The 22,345-nt window shown below is 37.8% G+C and carries 25 protein-coding genes; 21 read left to right on the top strand and 4 right to left on the bottom strand.

Annotation, left to right across the window (positions count from 1 at the left end; translation table 11 throughout):
• Positions 1-63 precede the first annotated feature (63 nt).
• The 10 genes from MHB49_RS08775 (at position 64) to MHB49_RS08820 (ending at position 9,701) form a co-directional block, all read left to right on the top strand.
• Positions 64-432: a hypothetical protein gene (locus MHB49_RS08775; RefSeq protein ID WP_405155830.1), complete on the top strand. Its 369-nt coding sequence runs from the start codon at positions 64-66 to the stop codon at positions 430-432.
• A 307-nt stretch (positions 433-739) separates the two neighbouring features.
• Positions 740-3,961 carry an S-layer homology domain-containing protein gene (locus tag MHB49_RS08780; RefSeq protein WP_405155831.1) on the top strand — a complete coding sequence of 1,074 codons (3,222 nt, stop codon included), beginning with the start codon at positions 740-742 and terminating at the stop codon, positions 3,959-3,961.
• Between the two features lie 554 nt (positions 3,962-4,515).
• On the top strand, positions 4,516-4,953 hold the full coding sequence (locus MHB49_RS08785) for an oxidoreductase (RefSeq protein WP_405155832.1): 438 nt from the start codon (positions 4,516-4,518) through the stop codon (positions 4,951-4,953).
• A gap of 61 nt (positions 4,954-5,014) precedes the next feature.
• A complete protein-coding gene (locus MHB49_RS08790) occupies positions 5,015-5,323 on the top strand; it encodes a hypothetical protein (RefSeq protein ID WP_405155833.1) in 309 nt (102 codons plus the stop codon).
• Positions 5,324-5,371: 48 nt separating this feature from the next.
• On the top strand, positions 5,372-5,551 hold the full coding sequence (locus MHB49_RS08795) for a hypothetical protein (RefSeq protein ID WP_405155834.1): 180 nt from the start codon (positions 5,372-5,374) through the stop codon (positions 5,549-5,551).
• Positions 5,548-5,793, top strand: coding sequence for a hypothetical protein (locus MHB49_RS08800; protein WP_405155835.1), 246 nt, complete (start codon positions 5,548-5,550; stop codon positions 5,791-5,793). The genes MHB49_RS08795 and MHB49_RS08800 overlap by 4 nt, the downstream gene beginning before the upstream one ends.
• Before the next feature lie 558 nt (positions 5,794-6,351).
• The gene (locus MHB49_RS08805) at positions 6,352-6,819 is read left to right on the top strand and encodes a DUF4279 domain-containing protein (RefSeq protein WP_405155836.1); all 468 of its coding nucleotides are present in this window, start codon (positions 6,352-6,354) and stop codon (positions 6,817-6,819) included.
• Between the two features lie 180 nt (positions 6,820-6,999).
• The gene (locus MHB49_RS08810) at positions 7,000-7,296 is read left to right on the top strand and encodes a hypothetical protein (RefSeq protein WP_405155837.1); all 297 of its coding nucleotides are present in this window, start codon (positions 7,000-7,002) and stop codon (positions 7,294-7,296) included.
• Positions 7,297-7,486: 190 nt separating this feature from the next.
• Positions 7,487-9,286, top strand: a complete 1,800-nt coding sequence (locus MHB49_RS08815) for a serine hydrolase domain-containing protein (protein ID WP_405155838.1) — start codon at positions 7,487-7,489, stop codon at positions 9,284-9,286.
• A 121-nt stretch (positions 9,287-9,407) separates the two neighbouring features.
• On the top strand, positions 9,408-9,701 hold the full coding sequence (locus tag MHB49_RS08820; RefSeq protein WP_405155839.1) for a hypothetical protein: 294 nt from the start codon (positions 9,408-9,410) through the stop codon (positions 9,699-9,701).
• Between the two features lie 505 nt (positions 9,702-10,206).
• Here the strand turns inward: MHB49_RS08820 and MHB49_RS08825 are convergent.
• A complete protein-coding gene (locus MHB49_RS08825) occupies positions 10,207-10,812 on the bottom strand; it encodes a hypothetical protein (protein ID WP_405155840.1) in 606 nt (201 codons plus the stop codon).
• A 23-nt stretch (positions 10,813-10,835) separates the two neighbouring features.
• Positions 10,836-11,405 carry a matrixin family metalloprotease gene (locus MHB49_RS08830; protein WP_405155841.1) on the bottom strand — a complete coding sequence of 190 codons (570 nt, stop codon included), beginning with the start codon at positions 11,403-11,405 and terminating at the stop codon, positions 10,836-10,838.
• Positions 11,406-11,775: 370 nt separating this feature from the next.
• Here MHB49_RS08830 and MHB49_RS08835 point away from each other — a divergent pair, with 370 nt between their 5' ends.
• Complete coding sequence (locus MHB49_RS08835; RefSeq protein WP_405155842.1) at positions 11,776-12,159, top strand: tyrosine-type recombinase/integrase; 384 nt, start codon at positions 11,776-11,778, stop codon at positions 12,157-12,159.
• A 165-nt stretch (positions 12,160-12,324) separates the two neighbouring features.
• On the opposite strand, the gene MHB49_RS08840 is transcribed toward MHB49_RS08835, so the two are convergent.
• Positions 12,325-12,612: a hypothetical protein gene (locus MHB49_RS08840; RefSeq protein WP_405155843.1), complete on the bottom strand. Its 288-nt coding sequence runs from the start codon at positions 12,610-12,612 to the stop codon at positions 12,325-12,327.
• Positions 12,613-12,782: 170 nt separating this feature from the next.
• On the opposite strand from MHB49_RS08840, the gene MHB49_RS08845 reads away from it, so the two are divergent.
• The 8 genes from MHB49_RS08845 to MHB49_RS08880 all read left to right on the top strand — a co-directional run bounded on the left by MHB49_RS08845 (position 12,783) and on the right by MHB49_RS08880 (position 20,986).
• Entirely contained in the window at positions 12,783-12,986 is a 204-nt protein-coding gene (locus MHB49_RS08845) for a helix-turn-helix domain-containing protein (protein WP_405155844.1), read from the top strand.
• A gap of 219 nt (positions 12,987-13,205) precedes the next feature.
• A complete protein-coding gene (locus MHB49_RS08850) occupies positions 13,206-13,895 on the top strand; it encodes a hypothetical protein (protein ID WP_405155845.1) in 690 nt (229 codons plus the stop codon).
• 244 nt (positions 13,896-14,139) lie between these two features.
• Entirely contained in the window at positions 14,140-15,171 is a 1,032-nt protein-coding gene (locus MHB49_RS08855; protein ID WP_405155846.1) for a DUF4062 domain-containing protein, read from the top strand.
• Between the two features lie 413 nt (positions 15,172-15,584).
• Positions 15,585-16,223, top strand: coding sequence for a DUF4145 domain-containing protein (locus MHB49_RS08860; protein ID WP_405155847.1), 639 nt, complete (start codon positions 15,585-15,587; stop codon positions 16,221-16,223).
• 183 nt (positions 16,224-16,406) lie between these two features.
• Positions 16,407-17,246: a hypothetical protein gene (locus MHB49_RS08865; RefSeq protein WP_405155848.1), complete on the top strand. Its 840-nt coding sequence runs from the start codon at positions 16,407-16,409 to the stop codon at positions 17,244-17,246.
• 159 nt (positions 17,247-17,405) lie between these two features.
• Positions 17,406-18,200: a hypothetical protein gene (locus MHB49_RS08870; RefSeq protein ID WP_405155849.1), complete on the top strand. Its 795-nt coding sequence runs from the start codon at positions 17,406-17,408 to the stop codon at positions 18,198-18,200.
• Positions 18,201-19,230: 1,030 nt separating this feature from the next.
• Positions 19,231-19,872 carry an ion channel gene (locus MHB49_RS08875; RefSeq protein ID WP_405155850.1) on the top strand — a complete coding sequence of 214 codons (642 nt, stop codon included), beginning with the start codon at positions 19,231-19,233 and terminating at the stop codon, positions 19,870-19,872.
• A 565-nt stretch (positions 19,873-20,437) separates the two neighbouring features.
• Positions 20,438-20,986 (top strand): hypothetical protein, encoded by a 549-nt coding sequence (locus MHB49_RS08880; protein WP_405155851.1) that lies wholly within the window; start codon positions 20,438-20,440, stop codon positions 20,984-20,986.
• A 247-nt stretch (positions 20,987-21,233) separates the two neighbouring features.
• On the opposite strand, the gene MHB49_RS08885 is transcribed toward MHB49_RS08880, so the two are convergent.
• Entirely contained in the window at positions 21,234-21,476 is a 243-nt protein-coding gene (locus MHB49_RS08885; RefSeq protein WP_405155852.1) for a helix-turn-helix domain-containing protein, read from the bottom strand.
• A gap of 164 nt (positions 21,477-21,640) precedes the next feature.
• Between MHB49_RS08885 and MHB49_RS08890 the strand changes: the two genes are divergently transcribed.
• Together MHB49_RS08890 and MHB49_RS08895 are read left to right on the top strand one after the other, a co-directional pair.
• Complete coding sequence (locus MHB49_RS08890) at positions 21,641-21,826, top strand: aspartyl-phosphate phosphatase Spo0E family protein (RefSeq protein ID WP_405155853.1); 186 nt, start codon at positions 21,641-21,643, stop codon at positions 21,824-21,826.
• 36 nt (positions 21,827-21,862) lie between these two features.
• Complete coding sequence (locus MHB49_RS08895) at positions 21,863-22,204, top strand: hypothetical protein (RefSeq protein WP_405155854.1); 342 nt, start codon at positions 21,863-21,865, stop codon at positions 22,202-22,204.
• Positions 22,205-22,345 lie beyond the last annotated feature (141 nt).

Below are 22,345 nucleotides of genomic sequence, written 5' to 3' on the forward strand. Positions count from 1 at the left end.
CAGCATGAGCCCCGCGATCACATATCGCGGGGTAACCCACCCATTGGGATTGCTCCAGTACTCATGTTCAAGCGTAATGAAAACTGGCAGACGATTCTAAGTCTGTTCGGTGAACTGACAGGAAAGCGAGATGAGGCCAAACAGATTATGGCGGATTATCATCGACGTACTGCTTTGCTGTCTGAAGAACTGGCTACGGTATTGGCAGGGGCACTGATCCGTCCGCTGAACTCTCTCGTTCGCGTCCATTCCGCCGCTCATCGCACAGGCGCTGTGCTGTACCGTGATCTAGGTCTGCCCGTTCCGCTGTTTGTAGCAGATACCCCCGACACGGCCTATCATATCTCGGTTGAGAGGTCATCTTTTGTCTCAGGTAAGAGGAAAAGTGACCTGTTTTTTAGGCTTAGCGAGGGACAGGTAAGAGAGAAGTAAGTTTCTTTATCTGAATAGTATGTTTCATACGATTTAATATAGTCAAAATTCACAATGCAGACCTTATGAATACTAGATCAATAGTACACTAAAGAAAAATCAAAAAAATATGCTTGAAGTCCTAAAAATAGTTCATAAAGCACAGGAATTCTCTTCGAGAATGTCGCAAAATGGGTTTTATCTAAGTAGAAAAGGAGATATAGTATCCATCGAATATGGAGCACATTGATTAGATATAGTCTGATGCTTACCTTACAGCAATGGTTACACATTCAGGATTAAATCTAAATGACAGGGGAAGTAGTCAATGAAGAACTTATTACGTAAATTGATGGTCCTGCTTACCATTGCATTAACCTTCCAGACGGGACTCGGTAATTATATTACACCGACCACCTTTGCAGCCGCGGGTCCTGTATTGTCTGTAACTGGAGGTTCGGCTTCATTCGTGGCTGGAGATAATTCGTCCTCAACTCCGGTTGCTATCGACTCTGGCATAACGGTAACCGCGGATAGCAGCACTACGCTTGCAAGCGCAACAGTGGCAATCACAGGTAATTTTCGTGCTGCAGAGGATGTACTGAGTTTCATCAATGACGGGCTGACCATGGGGAATATAACAGCCAGTTATAATACATCTACCGGTGTGCTGACGCTGACATCAGCGGACGCAACGTTGGCGCAGTGGCAAGCCGCTTTGAGATCAATTACTTATACAGATACAGCGCTCAGGCCAAATACGGCGACGCGTACGGTTAGCTTCACTGTGACGGACAGCGTCAATACAAGTAGTACGGCGACACGAACTGTGACGGTGACGGCTGCGGACCAGACACCGATCGTGACCACGAATGGTGGTTCGACCAATTACATTTCTGTGAATGGTACAGCTTCGACTCCGGTGGCTATGGACAACGGTCTGACGATATCAGACCTGGACAATACGACATTGAGCAGCGCAACGGTTAGCATCACGAGCCATTTCGACGCGGGAAAAGATATACTGGCTTACACCAATGATGAGGCGACGATGGGAAATATTACGGCGAGTTATGATGCTTCCACTGGCGTGCTGACGCTGATATCATCAGGCGCAACCGCAACGCTGGGGCAGTGGCAGAGTGCGTTGAGGGGAATTACGTTCTCGAGCACGAGCGCAACGCCAGGGCAACGAATTATTAGCTACGCCGTAAGCGATGGAACGAAGACCAGCGCTGCTGCTACACATACAGTAGAAGTAACTGTGATGATGCCTCCGAGTCTGACCACAAGCAGCGGTTCGGCTTCATTCGTGGCTGGAGATAACCGGCCCTCGACCCCAGTCGCTATCGACGCTGGTATAACGGTAACCTCAGATAACAGCACAACGCTTGCAAGTGCAACAGTGGCGATCACAGGCAATTTTCATGCCGGAGAGGATGTACTGAGTTTCATCAATGACGGGCTGACCATGGGTAATATAACAGCCAGTTATAATGCAGTCTCTGGCGAGCTGACGCTGACATCAGCGGATGTAACTGCAACTTTGGCGCAGTGGCAAGCCGCGTTGAGATCAATAACTTATACAGATACAGCGATCACGCCGGATAATTCGACACGTACAGTTAGCTTCACAGTGACGGACGGCGTCAATGCAAGCAATACGGCGACACGAACTGTAACAGTGACGGATACGGACCAGACACCGATCGTGACCACGAATGGTGGCTCGACCAATTACATTTCTGTGAATGGTACAGCTTCGACTCCGATAGCTATGGACAACGGTTTGACGATCTCAGACCTGGACAATACGACATTGAGCAGTGCAACGGTTAGCATCACGAGCCATTTCGACGCGGGAAAAGATATACTGGCTTACACCAATGATGAGGCGACGATGGGAAATATTACGGCGAGTTATGATGCTTTCACTGGCGTGCTGACGCTGACATCATCAGGCGCAACCTCAACGCTGGCGCAGTGGCAGAGTGCGTTGAGGGGAATTACGTTCTCGAGCACGAGCGCAACGCCAGGGCAACGCATCATTAGCTACGCCGTAAGCGATGGAACGAAGACCAGCGCTGCTGCTGCACATACAGTGGAAGTAACTGTGATCATGCCTCCCAGTCTGACCACAAGCAGCGGCTCGACTTCATTCTTCGCTGGAGATAACAAGATATCGAATCCGGTCGCTATCGACTCCGGCATAACGGTAACCTCAGATAGCAGCACTACGCTTGCAAGCGCAACAGTGGCCATCACAGGTAATTTTCATGCTGGAGAGGATGTACTGAGTTTCATCACTGACGGGCTGACCATGGGTAATATTACAGCCAGTTATGATGCAGCTACTGGTGTGCTGACGCTGACATCAACGGGCGGAACTGCAACGTTGGCGCAGTGGCAGAACGCTTTGCACGCAGTTACTTACAATAATACAGCCGTCACTCCGATTACGACGACACGCACGATCAGCTTCACTGTAAGCGATGGTACTAATAATAGCAGCATCGCAACAAAGAGTGTTACCTTGCATGCATTAAGCAGTTTAAAGGCCACTTCGAATACGTTAAGCGTATCGACCGGGCAGACGGTATCCGTAGCGATTACAGCTATTTTTTCAAATCAGGCGCATATAGATGTGACCTCATCGGTAACCTGGACCGTTCGGAATCCGGCAATCGCTAGTGTTACCAGCGGGAGGGTTACAGGTAAGACGCCGGGCAGTACTGTCGTAAGTGCTGTCTATGGAACCCAATCGGTAGATATAAACGTAACAGTAACCAGCACGCCAGTTTCAGGGTCAGAATCTTCTCCGAGCAGTTCAACCAATACGAGCAGTTCAACAACCAATACAAGCAACTCAATCAATACGAACACCCCAGCCCAATCGGACCCTTCAACGCCGCCTGCTCAGGAAACCAAGACTTTTTACGATCTTGTTGAACCCGATCGGCTCACAGCTTATATACAAGATGCATTGGCCCGTAACTCTGTAACGTTCCAGGATGCGGCGTCCCATTGGGCTTCCAAAGATATTTTATCCGCTGCCAAGATAGGTATAATCAATGGATACCCAGACGGCAGATTCAGACCGGATGCTTCTATTACGAGAGCAGAGTTCAGCACAATTCTTGTTAAAGCATTTGCCCTACGTTCTGGAAGCGGGACGATTGAGTTACGGGATATTCAGACCTCCTGGGCTCGAGACTCTATAGAAATTCTTGTTTCCAATGGAGTTATCAACGGGTACTCTGATGGAACGTTCCACGCTGATTACAGGATTACACGAGCCGAGATGGTTGCCATGATTTCGAAAATTCTGATTCTTCAGAACATTCAATCTGACGATACCGCAACATTCGTTGATGTAGCACCCCAGCATTGGGCTAAGGAGATCATTGAATTGGCCGCTAAGGCCGGAATTATCGAGGGGAAGGGCGAGAATCGGTTTGAACCGGACGCTAACCTCACGAGGGCGGAAGCCTTAACGGTTATAATGCGCATGCTGAGAGAGAATCCAACGATAAATAAATTGCTGGGTTAACCATGAAATAGCTTATAGCTTTTAAATTTTAACCGACGTAAAAAAAAGATTTGGTATTATCCCCTCATGGTAGACAGGTGTAAAGATATAACCTGCTACAGTGAGGGGGCATTTTTATGTGTACGGTTATACAATACGAGTTGTGATTTTATTAGCCCCATTAATAAAATGATAAAATCAGAAACCGTTCCTTGGTAATGTGGGGTGTTGGCAGCCACGTACCAAAGGAGGCGGTTTTTTTGTAGTTTTTGATTACCTAACTGAATCATATTAATAACAGACGTTATTGGTCCAGGTAAACGTCAGATTGGCAGAAGAATTATATAAAATATGGATATATGTTAGAGTAATAGAAAGTAGAACCAATGTGAATAACAGGATGCAGGACCCATGAAGTGGAGGGAGATTAGAGAACAATTCACGCATGGGGCATAAGCCTTTACTTTAACTATCAATTCAAAGCGTACAAAGACAATCAAAAGGTTGATTACGCGATTAAACTAAATCATGGAACCCAAATTGGTATAAAAGAATCAATCCAGAATTGAGAGTACGTGATAAAAAGTTTAGAGGACAATTCTTCGAAGGAAACAGTCATATACACATTAGGGAATCTGGCAGTATCTTTGAAAGTGGGTGAAGAGTCGTTCATCTTTCTGGATTCCGATTTCAAGGAAGATCAATCATCATCAACCTATTTCATCTATAGTGTGTTTAGAGATATGTATTGGTATATAAGAGCAGATATCACAGACGACATTTTATCGAATAAGGTATCGCTAGCAAAAGAATCGAGAAATCAACTTATTCAGGATATAGGGGTTCTTAAACAAGATCTGGAGTATATTGATAGTCAATTTAACGAGGATATTCTGAAAGAACAAAGTCCTAAGTGGATTGAAAACAAATGGAGAGAGTTAATTGGAGAGATTGTAAATCGAAATACGGATGTTAAGTTATATGAAAGAATTAAGGTGAAGTACAACTTATAATTAGTTTCTGGAAAGGATAAATATCTTAATGTCAGTCTAGGGTAATAAGGAGAGAATGTGAATGAACAATATAAATGCTCATCAATGCAACCTAAATATAAGGTATGATCTGCCTAATGAGGTATGGGATAAAGTTTCAAAAGTGTATGAGCGTATGCCAGGGTGGATTGGTTATAAAAAGGGAATTCCATATTGGTTTGGGTCTGAAGAGGACGATGTTTTTATTGAAGCATCCGTAGAGCCTAGTGGTTTATCGTTTTATGCACAGATGAATAATGATGATTGGATGTCTTGGATAGAAACGTTCAAATTGGAAGCGTCAAAAATATTAGGTTTTGATGTTGGTGAACCTGAAGATGGATATATGTGATGAAAGCCTAGTTCCTTCTCCTATTGGTACCCTTTCGCAACAGGAAAGATGGATCTCAGACTTGGTAGAAAGATTGCCTTCGATGATGCTGAAAGAAGGACATATGAGGGCACCATTACAGAGTTAGAAAAGCCATATGTATTTGGTTTCGGTGAAGTTGATGATCTGCTTAACATTTCATTGCAGGCAGAAGATCAAGGGTATGGGCAGACAGTTAACGTTTGTTGAGAAAACTCGATGGTGATAAATTTACATTAGTTTTTTTTGAGATAACAGACACAGATCCAGCATTAGTTGGAGGCGGACCGGAATATTTTGTTGTGTCTATTACAATGGATGATAATATACATATGCTGATGAACGATAAGCAGGGAAAGAGTGAAATTTCTCTAGTTATTGGTGGTCATTTAGGGTTCTCGGGTTGTAAACACCAAATATTATGTGAAATTGTATTAAAAGAGTTGGAGTAGGTGAGTTCAGTGGTGGAGAGAAAATTCAAAAGTCATTTTTTTTATATTGTTCTACTGTCAGTTCCATTTGTAGTATTAGAGATTTTACTTTTATTAAAATATCCTAACACCGGATTAGGAAGAATTATAAGCTTGCCATTAACCTTTATAGTGAATGGTGTGATTATTCTGATCTCATCTAGTGTAGTTTATTATTTGCTTAAATACACCAGATTTAGAGTCGTTGGACGAGTTATTGTAGGGTTAATGATATGTTTAACTCTTATCGTAACAATATGTTTATACCCGCAGGATTCATCCAAACATATTTCAGAAATTATAGTAGAAGATATTAAAAATTTCTGGATTAAATGAGGATTTCAATTGGTATATATTTTCTGATTAAACAATATTTTTTGGAGTATTTCAGGTGGAATGAGACATCACATAACAAAAGTTTCACGCTACCAGCATACGCCCTTGATTGTATGAAGTAGATACAGTAGAAGCATAACTTACCCACACAGGTTTTATCCTAAGATAAGGGCTATCTAAATGAAGGCAGTCGTGAATCTTTGAATGTTAGGCGAAATCCATACATCAATTCATAAAGAGGTGAAACTCCTGAAAGACAAAACCGAAGTAATGGCTTATTTTAGTTTGTTTGGAGATGAATTCGATCCGAATTATGTAACTTCAATACTTAAAATTGAACCTACGAATACGGCTTATAAAGGCGATATAATTAACAATAAGCATCGAATAAAAGAAACATCATGGACATTAGGTACGGATTATGAACAATCATTAGATGTAAATCACCAATTAACAAAAGTAGTCGATTTATTAAAAAATAAAGTGAAAGAAATCAATTCGATTCGGATTGAACATCGATTATTCACGAAATTTTTCATTGTAATAAGAATAGAAGAGGGCAAAACTCCTGCTCTTTATTTCGATTCTGATTTTATTGAATTCGTTAATAGGATTCATGCTGAAATTGATGTGGATTTGTATACAAATCCATATAATGAAGAATTGGAATAAGAAATAAATTTCGTAAGACACGCTTGGAAGGAATGGACATCAGATAACATTATATTCACGCTGCGGATATTCGTCTTGGGTCCGGCAAGAGCCAGACACCCAGCATACATTGGGGCGTGAGTACAAGAACGTTTATGTAATCCTCAAGAAGTAGAAAAATTGTAAAGGAAGTGAGAAAGATTGATTAATAGCCAGGAAGTGATCAAGCGTTTTTTAGAAGATGAGATTTCATCGCAAGAACTTTATGAGGTTATATTTGATTTCATTGACTCAGTTCACATTCGTAATGGTGAGTTCGAGGGGAACTATTTCATCATCAAGAAAATGGATTTAAACAACTTTATTATCTATGCAGAGAATATCCATCCAGATGAAAATCATAGAGAAATTCCATGTAGTTTTTCGATCTATAAAGAAAGTTTGCTTAAAGCAATAAATAACCAGGCAAGAGAAAATAATTACATATTAAAACCGTAGATGCTATATCATTAATTGGGCTTCCTGATAGATAAAGAAAATCGTTAATTTGAAAGGTGAAATTCTTTGACTCTCTCCTGAAAGGAGTTTAATTGCATTTGAGAATAACTTAGATTAGTGGGCACTTTTTTGAAAACGCATACGTGAAAAAGAGTATGTAATTAACATTAAAATAAAAGGAGAGTAGCTGATGCAGATGAATCGTGGATATCACACTATAAACAAAGTAATCGCTTGTGTTCTGTCATTTATATTTATCATTATGGCAATAGCGGTACCTGCCCACGCTGAAGAAGAACAGGCTGAGGCTACACCATCCAGGATTCCTTTATCCAAGCTAGAGGAAACGATTGATGCTTATGTTGCCTCGTATGAGAAGTACACCGCTGCCGTTTCGGTTGTGGTTATTAAAGACGGCGAACCCATTGTGAATAAGGCATATGGTTACGCAGATATTGAGAATCAGCGAAAGGCGGATACCTCTACTGTTTTTGAATGGGCTTCCATCTCGAAACTGTTGGTTTATACAAGTGTGATGCAGCTTGTAGAACAAGGAAAGCTTGATTTGGAGACAGATATCAAAGAATATCTGCCAGAGGGATTTTTCAAAAAACTGAAATACGACGAACCGATCACCCTAATGAACCTGATGCATCACAATGCGGGTTGGGAAGATCAAACAGCGACCGAAGTGTATTATTACGACGAGAATGAAAATGTTGATTTAGGAGAAATTTTGCGTAAAAACGAGCCAAAACAGATATACAAACCGAATAGCGTCGTCGGTTATTCAAACTATAGCGTTGGATTAGCCGGTTACATCGTGGAATTGGTAAGTGGGCAACCTTATTATGAATATGTTAATCAACATATTTTTGAACCGCTTCATATGAACGACACTACGGTTCATCCAACGGGGCAAGATCGTCCAGACCTAGTACATAGAAGGAATGAGATTGAGGGATATACGAAAGATTTGAAACGGATCCCCGAGAACAGAGTTTACGTAACGTTCTATCCTACAGGGGCAGCGATCGGGACAGCAGAAGATTTAGGGAAATTCCTTGCTGCGCTGATGCCTGTCGATGATAGCCATGTATTATTTGCAAAGAGGGATACGTTAGACGAAATGTTGTCAACCAGTCTGTATTATGACGAGACTTCTACTCCGCGATTTGCTCACGGGTTCGTTGAGATGGAATACGGGGTGCCTACGCTGATGCATGAGGGGAATTTAAAAGGATTTTCAAGCAAGGTTGTCTTTGATCCAGTATCCAAATTTGGAATGGTGGTCATGACAAACATTGCGTTCGAGGAAATTTATTATTATGGACTTATTAGCAAAATCTTTGGTAATAGTACATACGTTAATTCAGTTACTTCTGAGGGTGGGGGATATTTTCAATCCGCACGACGGCCAGCCGCTAGATTTACTGATTTATTCAGGCAGCTTGATATAACCAAATTTTCAAAAGCAGAGTTAAGTAGCCTTTATAATGTGGTCGAGCATAATGGAGTTATTGAGAAAATTTCCTACACTCCTTACATGGATTACTTGCCTGTATCGAAATGGAAGGTGAACTTGATTGTAATATCTCTTATTCCTGTTGCACTAGCCATCATTTTTAGCTTAGGTGCTTTGATCGTCAATTTGATCCGGATGCTAATTAACAAACTATATAAACGAGGAAATCCCCCAACCCATTTTGATAAATACCATCTTGCCATTAATTTCGCAGGTGCGGTACTTCCTCTTAACCTTTTAATCATACACACGAGACTTTCAAGTTATCCCGCTTATTCTTCGCTCCGAATCAATTTAATGTTTAACCTGCTTTATGTAGTTCTGGCAGTGGCGTATCTTGGCTTGCTTATTTACAAACTAAGGAAGAGCAGTTACAGCAAAAAGCAAAGGGTTATGTACATCATGTCTGGCATTTCGGCTTTTATCTTGGCTGCTTTTGTTGTGGGGTGGCATTTGTATGTTTAGAAAAGCGGGAAGGGATAAATGATGACTTAAGATTATTGAGAGATGCCATGGTTAGACTTCGTAATTCCGATCTCAGGGTGCGAGATGTCAAAGGATAGATCAGAGATAAGGAGGCCTCAGAATGGAAGCCAAAATGATGTTTAGCGTGGGGTTAGTCTTTGATACACCGGAATTCGGAACCATCGTTATGGGGGCCAATGAAGAGTTGGCTGAACTACTTCCGTCAAAAATCCAAGAGATGATCGGTAAACAGATTATCATCAAAAAAACGGATGGGGAAGAGCAAATATATAAAGTTGTTTCTTCTCAAATTAATCATTCTATAGCCGGCAAGAAGAATATCGGTATATGTTTGGGGGAAGGGGTTTCCCCAGACGAAGTACCCGCTGGTTCAATCGTCTACTGTTATCCATGAGGACAAATTGATAAATAGTGCAGCTAGGTAAGGCTACGAGTAGCGGTTTGTTATTGAATTTGCTTTGCTCATTTCTACTTCTAAACATCCTATATGATTCCGAAAGCATCGGAAGGTCGTCTGAGTCCCTATGGGATGAAGAAGGGCCTTCCTTTTTTCTGTTTCGAAGTCACGTAGAAGGTTCCGACAACATCCAATAAAGCCTTCCCCCTTTGATAAATGATGAAAGCAAAGGCGCCATAAGGTTATATCTAGAGTATTAAAGAATAATTAATCAGGATTTATAACATTACTTAGTGATAAGAATTCCGAACAACTTGGGATAAACGAACAACTGACTAACTCGTTTACGGGGAATTCAGTAACCAGTTAAATAAAAGAGCCCCTTAGAGAGGTCGCTTGAAATAAAGCGCGGTCGGCAGACTTTCAATTCGCCTTTTCCAAGCGCTAGATAATAAAACTCTTATGGGGCTGATGGAAGCTATACGTCATGGGGCTACGAACATTAATTTATATTGTACTTCTCCATTACTGAGTCACGAAATAATTCGTATTCTGATAACTCTTGAGAAGTGAAGGATTGAGACAACTTACTTTGATTAGTCTGTTCTAGGCTGAACTTCCCTAAGTTATCATTAATTAGTCCATAATCTCCAAAAGTGTTCTTCATTAAGAAAATCACACTTTTATCACCCTTCTGTAATTCAACATAATGATCAGCTGTATATTTGACATCACCATCAAGACTGACTGGTTCAATGATTGTTAACTCCTTTTGATCTGAAGGGAAATCTTCTGGCTTTTTCAATATCTTTTCAATTTTTATATTTGTATTCGTGTGGAATGATTGCATCGTTCCATCATCGAAAGCAGTTACCACATGTTCTCTATCTATAAATTCATCTGTAGCATATCCAATGACAACCAATTCAGCAAATTCATCTAGTTTATTAATTTCATTAAATGTTATTGAATTCGCAGAAAGATTCACAACTTTATTGATTTGTGGATCTGTTTCCGAATCTTCATTTAAATATGCAATTGAACCAACAAAGATAATCAATAATAACAATGCAGGGATTACTATATATTTCTTTTTTGATAAAGACATGATCTCACCCTCTCAGTTATATTTCAATTTCCCCATTTAAGTCTAATCTCTTGGATATCATATGTTGTGGGTCCTATGTCTTGAATTCCAGATTTCATTACAGAGCTAGAACCAGAGTCTGGTGTGTGATCTAATCCTAATGCATGGCCATATTCGTGAGTAGCGTTAGAAATGATCTGTGAAGTTGTCATGTTAAATCTGTACATATTGTTATGAAAAAGTCTTATATTGCTAAAGCTCCACGTTTCACTGCCAGTTGCAATAACATAACCGCCTGAATTTGATAATTTATATCCCTCCTGCAAACCAATCCATGTTGGATGAGCAGTTGTACCTACATAATACTTGTCTGGTGTTCCGGTTGAGGAGAGAACTCTAGTCAAATTAACTTTTGTTGATGTATCATTCCATTTGAAACGAGCTTCATCTATTGCTGACACATAACCGTACGATGAAACAGAATCAGAGTACCATACATTATACGTAGCACTTGTTCTACCACCAGAAAATCTAACAGCGTCAGCATCTGTTTGAAGCAGACCGAGACTTAAAGGAAGAATGGCGAGACTTAGAATAATAATTTTTTTATGCATATGGAAGCGGATTCAATGTTAGAAATTAAAAATACTATAGTGTGATTCTCCCCTACACTATTGTGATTATCCAGAAGTTTACGAACCAGTTTGATTGAGATGAAGTTTAGATTATCCTGGAGTTGTGGGTTGAGAGCGAAGATCAACAGCAATGGAAAGCTAGTAGAGGAAAATACGAATGGACCTAAGAACCGTTAGAGAAAGTATTAAATTTAAGAGGGTACAGCCGCAAAAAGGAAGTTGCTCAATTACTCAAATCCGTTACCAACCCTAAACATAAAGCAATTCAGTTCCTGACCTATTCTTCCGGGCTTCGTGAGTTGTGCGTCTGCGTTGCAGCGATCTCGATATTGAAAGGCAGACACTTATTGTGAAACAGGGGAAGGGTCAAAAGGATCGGAGGACGCTTCTTTCAAGTCTCGCCTGGGATATGGTGCAGAAATACATAGCTGAATATAGACCCAATCGTTGGCTGTTTCCGGGGCAATCTTCTGAACGACATCTTACCGAGCGGAGCGTGCAGAAGGTATTTGAAGAAGCTAGACAACGCGCAGGAATTGTGAAAAAGGTAAGTATTCATGCGCTGAGACACTCCTTCGCCACTTATTTGCTGGAAAACGGGACAGACCTCCGCTACATTCAGGAGCTACTTGGTCATACGAGTGCACGAACAACACAGCGATATACGCATGTTAGTACGAAAAATATTGAACGTATTCAAAGCCCACTGGATCGTATGGACATGGGAGATTGAGTATCCTAATATATCTCCCTTTTTCACCAAATTTTTCTTCGCAAATATCACTGCATAGGTTATCATATACGTAGTTTAGATATCTGACAGGATGTGTGGTATTTACGAAGTACATAGATTAGATGTTATACGACAGACTCAAATGAAAAGAGAGCCATTTGGCTCTCAATTAGTTGATATATTTAATTCATTATGTAATTGAAGAGCATCCTTAAAACCCTGTAAATAGATTTCACGTTCTAATATTGTATGAACAGAAAGGTCTGCGTCATCGTAAAGAAATAGAGTTTTATGCATATCTTGAGGCAAAAGCTCATGTAACTTTTTGAAGTAAAGATTCCGATCGGATGAGAATTGATTATAGTCGGAGTTGTTTTTGAGAAGGGCGCTATATAAAGCTTCAATTCGATTACGAATCAACGAATCAAGTAAGACTTCTAAAGAATTGTGCATGAATGATCACCGTCCATTTTGTTTTATTTTACGAACAAAAATTTAACTTATTGAATATTATTTTATCATAATGAAATACATAGTCAAGATATATCAAAGATATTTTTGATTAAGTAAATATACTTTCATATAATTAAAGAAAATTCAATTCGGATATGAAAGGATACCAGATGATAAGTTATAAACCATTTCAAAAATTATTGATTGACAGGGAGATTAAGAAACAAGATTTATTAAGGATGACGGGGATTTCATCGGCAACGATGGCAAAGCTCAATACAAATGAGTACGTATCTTTAGAAGTGATTGATAAATTATGTACGGCATTGGGATGCCAGCCTGGCGATCTATTGGAGCATGTAGCTGATCAATGATGGGTTGAGAACATCTGCTAATTACTCTAAGAGGAGATTACGTCGTATAACGTAATATTTAAGCAGCGGCTCCTTATGGAGCCTTTGTTTGCTGGATGGATTTCGTGGAAGTAGATTCAGCAGATACATCCGACTTTGTCGGACGTCATGAATACGGGAACGGTATACGCAATTGATGAAGTGAATTATTCAACAGTGTATTCAGAAAGGATTTTAATAATGAAATTAGATTCGATATCATTATATAAATACCTCAACTCTATCGGAGTTAGTCATTCGTATCATGCGAATACAGTACCGACAGCTTGTTCATTCATCAAAGCAGGAGAACTTCTTTCGAGAGGAGCGGTTGAGCAATTAGGATTGTATCAAACTGCTCAAGATTCAGATGACATTGATAAAATATTTAATGTTTGGAATGATATCTTCTTGGACTGTAATGATTTGCATATACGATTTGGAAGAGAAAATAAATATGGCCCAGTGTTATTTAAATTCAAGACAGAATTTCTTATACAAGAAAACTTTGATGTATGGATAACTAAAGACAATCCTATACGTTGGAATTTAGAGTTTTCTGAGAAAGAACGATATTTTTCAAACTTAGATGAAGTAAAAGAGAGCTACTCGGATAAATCTTACATTGAAATGATTACTCTCAGGTCGTCTCTCCCATTATCCTTTGATTATCTTGAGGAAATTAAATTAGACTTTCCAAACGTTCGAATTGGAAGTGTATCTTTATATAAAACAGCAACCAAGGTTTTAACAAAAGCAATGAGAGAAAGTGAATACGATTATTCACAGGTCAAGAAAGTTAAAAGAAGGTGTAAATCTTGTTATTGCCATTCTAACTATAGGAGGCAGTATTCTTCTGACAGTTTAAGAGAGATTTTTTGTGTCACATAGTTTAGATTAATCAAATAAGATATCAACAGCGCATAACAATATAATTCACGCATCGGATACTCGTCCTCGGTTTGGCATACGCCGGACACCCAGCATGCGCTGGGTCGTGAATACAGGAGCGTTATATGACAGAATTAAATGAGAGAAAAACCAAATGGCTCTCAAACTATTGAAAGTAAAGATTACTGTAACTTTAATAAGTTTGTTACCAGAATTCTAAATGTGAGAAGGTAGTGGGATAAAAATGGATAAAAGATATCAGGTCTTTATTAGCTCTACATATCAAGATCTTCAAGAAGAGAGACAAGAAGTTATTCAAGCTCTTCTTGAACTGGATTGTATTCCTTCCGGTATGGAATTATTTCCTGCAGCAAACGATGATCAATGGACATTGATAAAGAAAGTTATTGATGATAGTGACTATTATATGGTTATCATTGGAGGAAGATACGGTTCTATAGGGCCTGAGGGTTTAAGTTTTACCGAAATGGAATATCGGTATGCTGTTAGTTGTGGCAAACCTGTAATTGCCTTCTTACATAAAAATCCAGGAGAGTTATCGGCAAATCGTACTGAAAAAGATCCTGACAGTCTTATGAAATTAAATGATTTTCGAAATTTGGCGCAGAATAAACTAGTAAAGTACTGGACAACTCCTTTTGATCTAGGATCAATGGTATCAAGGAGTTTAATAAGATTAATAAAAACCAATCCTGCAGTTGGATGGGTCAGAGCAGACCAAGTGTCAGATGAAAGCTCACCCAAAGAAATATTAAGGTTACACAAACAAGTAGAAGAACTTGAAAAGTTATTAGCTGAAGCACGAACGCAAGCTCCGCACGGTTCGGAAAACTTGGCACAAGGTATAGATGAACTTACAATTAAATATTCATTTGTTGTGAGAGATCCAAAAACTTATAAACGAAATGGATATTTAGCAGAATTTAGTATTACTTGGAATGAACTTTTTTCTCGACTAGCGCCCTTTATGATTGACGAGTCTGATGAACAAAGGTTGCTTATTGCAATAAATGACTTTATAAGTGAATCCGAAAGAAAGGAATTGAAAATGGATGCTGATTTGAAAGGAAAAATACTAGAAAATTTTGAGATTAATGAGTCTGACTTTCAAACAATATTAATTCAATTTAGAGCGCTTGGCTTAATTTTAAAAAGTAATCGACAGAGGAGCGTGAGAGATAAAGGGACATATTGGTCATTAACACCTTATGGTAATGAAATAATTACAAATTTAAGGGCAATAAGAAGAGAATAATATTACAAAAATAGGATCTTTCGGTAGGGATTTTTACCCATTAAGCGGACATTGGAGAATAATTTGGAATTAACTCAAATTATTAAATTAAAAAAACTGTATTGGGAAATGAACATAGGAACAAGAAGGCTGAGTGATTATTCAATTTTATGTGCTACATTCAATCACAAATTATCTAATTTTATTGAATACGTACCAAAGAAAACCAATAGTTGCGGGCAGATTCAAGAAGTGAATCCGTCGTATAACATTATATTCAAGCAGCGGCTCCTAAGGGAGCCTTGGTCTGTGGGATGGATTTCGAAGAGGTATTTCAGCAGTCAACCCCTTCGGGGTTCATAAATACAGGAACGTTAAGCGAAATTCCCTGAATTAAACCATTAACCCTATGCGGTAGAAAGAGGTATAAAAAAATGAGCAATCAAACTAATCCAATCATTGCATATTGTTCGTATTGTCAAGATAAAAAAATGTTTTCAATACATGGATCTTACATACATAAAGGTGCTAAAAAAAATGATAATGACAAAGAGTATGCTTTGATGTCTTGTACATCTTGTGATCTACCTTCACTTTTCTATCGTGAAGATCTTTGGGGATTTGGTACAGATATTTGGGATTATGATATGTGTTTATTTCCAAAAGACGAAAGAATCTTAACATTTCAAATACCCGAGATTGTTAAAGAATCATATGAAGAAGCTATAAAGTGTGAAAAAGCAAAAGCAGCAATTGCAACTGTAGTTATGGTTAGAAGATCTCTAGAAGCAGTCTGCAAAGATTTTGTTCCAGGAACAAAGACAGTTTTTGATGGATTAAAGCAAATGAAAGAGAATGGATTTATCAGTGGTGATTTACTTGAATGGTCTGAAGAGCTTAGATTTTTAGGGAATCAAGGTGCCCACGCAACTGACAAAAAAATTTCTATAAATGATGCTCAGGATTCTCTTGATTTTTTACAATCAATTTTGGAAATTTTATATCACCTTAGACCGAGATTTAAAGATATAAAGGCTAGAAGAGAAAACAAGGAAATCGTTAATTTAAGTTAAATAAACTTGTGGTGTTTTCGAAGAAGAAGGAACAACGCTTAACATAATATTCAAGCCAAGGCTCCTTGCGGAGCCTTGGTCTGCGAGGTGGATTTCGAAGAGGAATTTCAGCAGACAACCCCTTCGGGGTTCATGAACACAGGAACGTTAGGCGAAATTACCTCTAAGGGTAGGAGGTTTACTATGTCAAACCTGAATTTGAAATTATATTTACAAAAAATGAAGTGGAGTTCTGATTATTCAGAAGCAGAACCTATACATTCCAAAAACTACAAGTCAAAAAATATTCGTCTAACTGAAAAAATGATTGATGATTTACATACACAAGTTCTTCAAACTAAAGGAGACTGGATAAGCTTCAAAATTAATATAGTAGGAGAAAACTATTATATCTATATTACTTTAATCTTTGATGATACTGACCTAGCAACTGAAATAGAGAGAATTCTTAATAGAGTGATGGAAGTATGCGAATCTTATTTTAGGAATTTACAAGAATCTGATTTAAAGCTAACTTCAAATGATATTGATTTATTGAACAAAATAATGAATGAAGATGGATATATGATTAAAGCACATCAAGTCGAAGAATGGGGAGTGGCGGAAGAAATAAAGCAGCTGTTAGCTACTCAACATATAGACTTTAAGGCGATACAGCATTATCAGTCTCGATTTGATGGAGGATTATCTGGAGGAGCCGAAGACTTTTTGCTTTTCATTGGTAGTTCGGTTTTGTCAGGAATTACTTGGGACGTTCTGAAAGGAATCTTGACTAATAAACTTGAAGATGAACGTACAAGCATTAAAGCCACTTTTATAGATAATGAAAAATTTAAACAACTTAGAAAGATTATAGCTGAAAGAATAAAAGAAGATTATAGAGAGCTTGTGCTAACTGACTTTTATAAGAACGAGAATGAGCTTATCTGTGAATTTAAAATCTATGAACCCACTATGAGAACCATAATGATCTTATGCGATCTAGAATACCAGATTAAAGAATTAAAATATGAAAGAGAGTAACTGCGCCTAACATAATATTCACGCTGCGGGCATACGCCCTTGGCCCGGCGTTCGCCGGCCACCCGACATGCGTCGGGTCGTGAATACAGGAACGTTAGAAGAATTTACTAAAAGGTCATAAGACTAGATCTATTTTAATATGAAGTGAGGCTAATAATTTTGTTAAAGAAATTAAAGAACATATTTCAAGAAAATGAACTCGATATTCAAAAACTAAAGGACTTATCAAACAAGTTGTATTTCGGTGAAGAAGGCGCGAGATTACTCGATGGTGGCAAAAATAAAAAGAACAAAAAAGCTGAACCATTAACTATGCACGTGATAAACAAATTAAATAGAAAAAGAAAAATCCTTAAGTTTTGGGACAGGTTTAAATTGAAATACCTTATTTATGTAATATGGGGATTAGGAATTATTTTAGTTCTGCTTATTTTCCCAATTATCTATAATAAAATTTTTAACATACCATCTAAAAATGTTGCTGGAGAAACTTCAGATTGGATTTCATTTTACGGTAGTTATTTGGGTGGATTATTCGGGGGCTTATTAACTTTGATAGGGGTTAGGCTTACGATAAGTCATAATAATAAACAACAGTTTATTAAAGATTTTCCACAGAAAGATCTTGCGTTACGTGATATTATCACTGAAATTAAAAAATTAATGGAAAGAATTAAAGAATGCAAAAATGAAAAAGAATTGTTTTCTTGTCTTTTTGAATTTAGTTCAAAAGAGATTGAGTTGAAAGAGAAAGCGATCATGGCAGGTCCCACAACATATAAAATATTAGATAAGTTAATTGAGTTTGTAAATGACGGGTATACAATCAAGCATTTATATATAATGAACTCAGGAAAAAATGGAAGCATCATAAGTATAATAACTGATTATATTAATATATTTTCTAAATTAAGAAGAGGTTTATTTAATGAATATGAGAAGAGTGCAGTTTAGTGGAATTGAGAGTTTCTCAAGGAAGGAAGTAACTTCTTCTAACATTATATTCACACATCGGGCACACACCCTCGGTCCGGCAGAGGAGGTTAGGGAAGTATAGTCAGCCGGACACATCCGACTTCGTCGGACGTCGTGAATACGGAAACGTTATAAGAAATCATTGTAGGAAGAACCAGAAGAAAACTAAATACAAAAACTAGGAGGAAATAGATAAGATGTATAAGAATATTTACAATTTAACTATGACGTTCAAGAATCCTCAGTATAGATCCAAACTTAACGATCTATCTGTTCAGAAGCAGATTCAAGTATTAGTTACTCAATTGAACTCTTATTATCGGAATGCTACTAAGCAACAAGTTAGTCTTAAAAAACACTTAAAAATTTCATTTGTAAATAATGAAATGCTAATTACTCTTAGAACTGAAAATCCACTACCTAATCCTCAGAGACGGGGACAATGTATGCGGCAGTTCTCAATACTTTTGTTAAAGAACGGATTTGGTCAATTCCTCACTTCCTATGACCCAAAGAAATTATTATCCTCATAAGAAAGAAAATATGTGATAAGAGGAGTATTTACTAAGCGATTGAAATCCTGAAAAACTGAAAAAGTACACTGTTGATATAAGAGATCCGGAGAATGGCGAGTTTGAGACGGAGTATTATGGATATGAAAAGTTCGGTAATATCTTAGAAAAAATAAAGAGTAACGAAGAGATAGCTTTTTTAGAAGAATTGAATTATCAATCAAAAATTTCTGCTGATATAATCGATTCGGATGTAAAGTTTGCTTATTACTATTGCTTAGAGAAAGTAAATAGTAAAAAAGGAGAAATTATGACAAAATATTCACTTTGGTTTGGAAGAGAATATTACATTAGATTACTTAATGATTTAAAACTAGCTGAGGCTAGGGTGAGAAATGATATTTGGGCTACTAAATCAAATTCACATTAAATAAAATACATGCTTGTTATACAAATAGTATTTATTAAAGTAGATTTTTTGAATAACAGAAAACGAGGTGGGTTATCTGAAAGATATGGTATCATTAATTTTCCTCATAATTGCTATTCTATTGTTATACGCTGTCCGTAAAAACATAAATGAAAAAAACTTAATGATAGCTCCAATTGTACTTACTTTAATTATTGCTTTTCTAGGGGAGGTTTCTCTTGGAATATTTCTTTCATTGTTTCATACAAATGCTTTAAATGTTCTTCTTATTTATTCATTAATAATATCTTCGACATATATAATGTTTATGTTTGAAAAGATTGCAGGAGCAAATATAAATGATTCAGAGTCTGGGGCTATTGTTAAAATTGGAACTATGGTTTTATCCTGTTGTATATTCTATTCTCTAATTTATACTATGATATTTCGTGTCAGTGAAGCTAATGCATTTTCTGGAGAAATAGGAAATGATATCTATAATCAGTACATATCTTTTTTATATTTTAGTGTTATCACGTTCACAACTGTTGGATATGGTGATATTAATCCAGTCGATTCTGTGTCAAGACTTGTTGTTGTAATGCAAATAATTACAGCATTTATAACAGTAGTTTATGGACTGTCTCTATTTCCGGTGTTCAAGGATCATTTTGCGAAAAAATCTGTATTTCCAAATGATTATAAAGAAAAGGATAAAAGAAATAAGTAAGGTAAGGGCTATAGTTATTCGAACGACCTACAAATGATTGGTTAGGAGAGGTAGCTATTTAGCTCTCTAGGAACTCGCACACCAAAGAATTACTGGAAACAGGCAATAATACGTCAGCTATTTGCTGCGATTTTAAAGTCCGTCGTACGTTCTGATAATGGCTCGTAGTTTATTGCTTATACATTTGAATTGGCTTGTAAGAGCTTTGGAGTTCTGCAGGAACGATTCCACTATAAACGCCAAATGTGAACGATCATATTAAGTATATAATTGTCTATCTCGTTATGACTTTTCCACCTATGGTGAGGCGCGGTTGAGATAGTCACTAAATTCATGATCTTCTACAAGATAAAGAAAAATGTATTCCCGTATTAAAGACCTGGGTTCTTTGACTTCTACAAGCAGAATCTGATTCAGCCCATACCAATTGAAACGTTTAGATTGTAATTTGAAAAGCTAAGAAAAAATAAGATTAAGAGCGTCCAAACTTAAAGGGCTAATCGGCATTATAACAATACGTTTCAAAAGATTTACAGAAGTCAGAAATGTTAAGAGGGGAAAATAAATGAAGTCAGAGCAAATTTCGAGTCTAACCTCCTTATTAAGCACATTAGTAGCAACAAGTGCAACATTTATTGGTTTTATTTTTGTTGTTTACACTTATGTAATGATAAACAGAAAAGAGTCCAGATCTGGTAGAAAAGATAAAAAAGATGAAGGCTACATCATGTTTGTTACACTTTTTAATCTAGCAATTCCACTTTTACTTGCACTACATTTTATGAATTCCTTCACATTTAATTTTGTAAAGCTTTCTGAGAAGGGAATTACGGAGATAGGTTACTTTACACTATACTATCTCCTGTTTATAGCAGTTACACTGATGATAGTTAACAGTGTAACTTTTTTAGGTTCTAAGAAATATGGATTAGTTAAATTGATTAGTTTATCCATAATTATCGTTACTGTCTTAACTATTATTAGTAATGTAATTTCATTTGGTATATTCAAAATCAGTTTAGTTTATTTAATAATCCTAATGATTTTCATTATGATTGTAACAGTATTGCAAACATGGATTTTCTTGGCTTTAAAGGATCATTACAGAGAATAATAAAAAAGGATTTTACAGGGGTTAGATTTGAAATGAAAACCATCTGATAACTTTGTTGAAGAGAAGTTAGCATATTCTAATTTAGTAGGAGTCTGCCTACTAATTAACTAAGTTGGGATTATTATGGAGTTAATAGGTTTTCATCGTAAGTAATCTATATATAATACAATTTAAATTTTTTTATCTTAGATTGTTGGTAACAGTAAGCTGCCTATCTTTAATAGGTAATGTTCGTTTTTAATTTTATTCACTCCCCAAGCAAGTATCCAATAGAAACCTCTAACGCCTTCGCAATTACCACCACTTCGTAATCTTGAACAAGACGATATTGACCCTCAAGACGTGAGAGACTGGTTTGGCTTATATCAAGTCCTAGTGTTTGCAGTCTGGCAAGAAATTCTCTTTGTTTAATTCCCTTACTCTTACGTATGGCAACCACTCGGGAGCCGATTATGTTTTTATCACCAGGTGGTTCTTGTCTATGCTTCATTACGTACACCCCTCATTTCAACCAAATTGTATGAGAAATAATGGTTGTTTTAATGCGGATATCGAATTAAAATAAAATAAACCGATAATCGCATTAAAAATGACTGCTCATGTCTATTCTTAACAAGACATGGCGCAGTTTAGACCCATCAGAGAGGTGGATGTATGAGCCGGTTGCTTGACTTATTGGAAGAGGAACGGCGCAAGCTTAATCAGCTTGGAGAGGCATCCTTAAAGCAAGCGATTCAGTTGTGGGACAATCCTGAGGTTCAGGAACAGAGCAGAAGGGTGGACGAACTGGTGGCACGAGTTAGTGAAATGAAGGCGAGACATAACCGAGTTGTGCGATGATGAGTAGGGTACATAATGCGTAGGGGAGGAGAAGCAATGGAATTTCCACCATGGTTACAACGAGCGATTCAGGTAAGGTTGGATGAGGTATCTGAGCGAATCGAGCAAGATCCTGAACTGAGTCGCGTTCGTGGGGAAACCGACGAAGCGTTCGAAGCTTTGTTTGCAGGTAAGAGTGTCGAACAGACACCCAAATATGCTAAATGGGAGAATCGTTACATTGTCAGCAGAGGAGTAGAGAATGAGCGGTTGTATATGCAGGGACTACGAGATGGTATTCAGCTCACAGTTTCCTTGCTGGGCCAGTCTATGTTGGTGGAAAAAGGATATGAAGCTGGCCAAAGCCAAGCATCGGACGAACTTAGCGGTGAAGACTAGTAAGCAAAGCAGGATCTAGTCTAATCCTATTAGGAGTTGCACACCGAGTGAAAGGTTTCTATCCACTAACGCGACCCCAAAATCAGGGGAAGCGACCCCGATCTTCAACTTAAAAACCCGAGCCGAAGCGTGAATAACTCG

This window comes from Paenibacillus sp. FSL K6-0108 (assembly GCF_045040695.1).
GTDB lineage: Bacteria > Bacillota > Bacilli > Paenibacillales > Paenibacillaceae > Paenibacillus > Paenibacillus pabuli_B.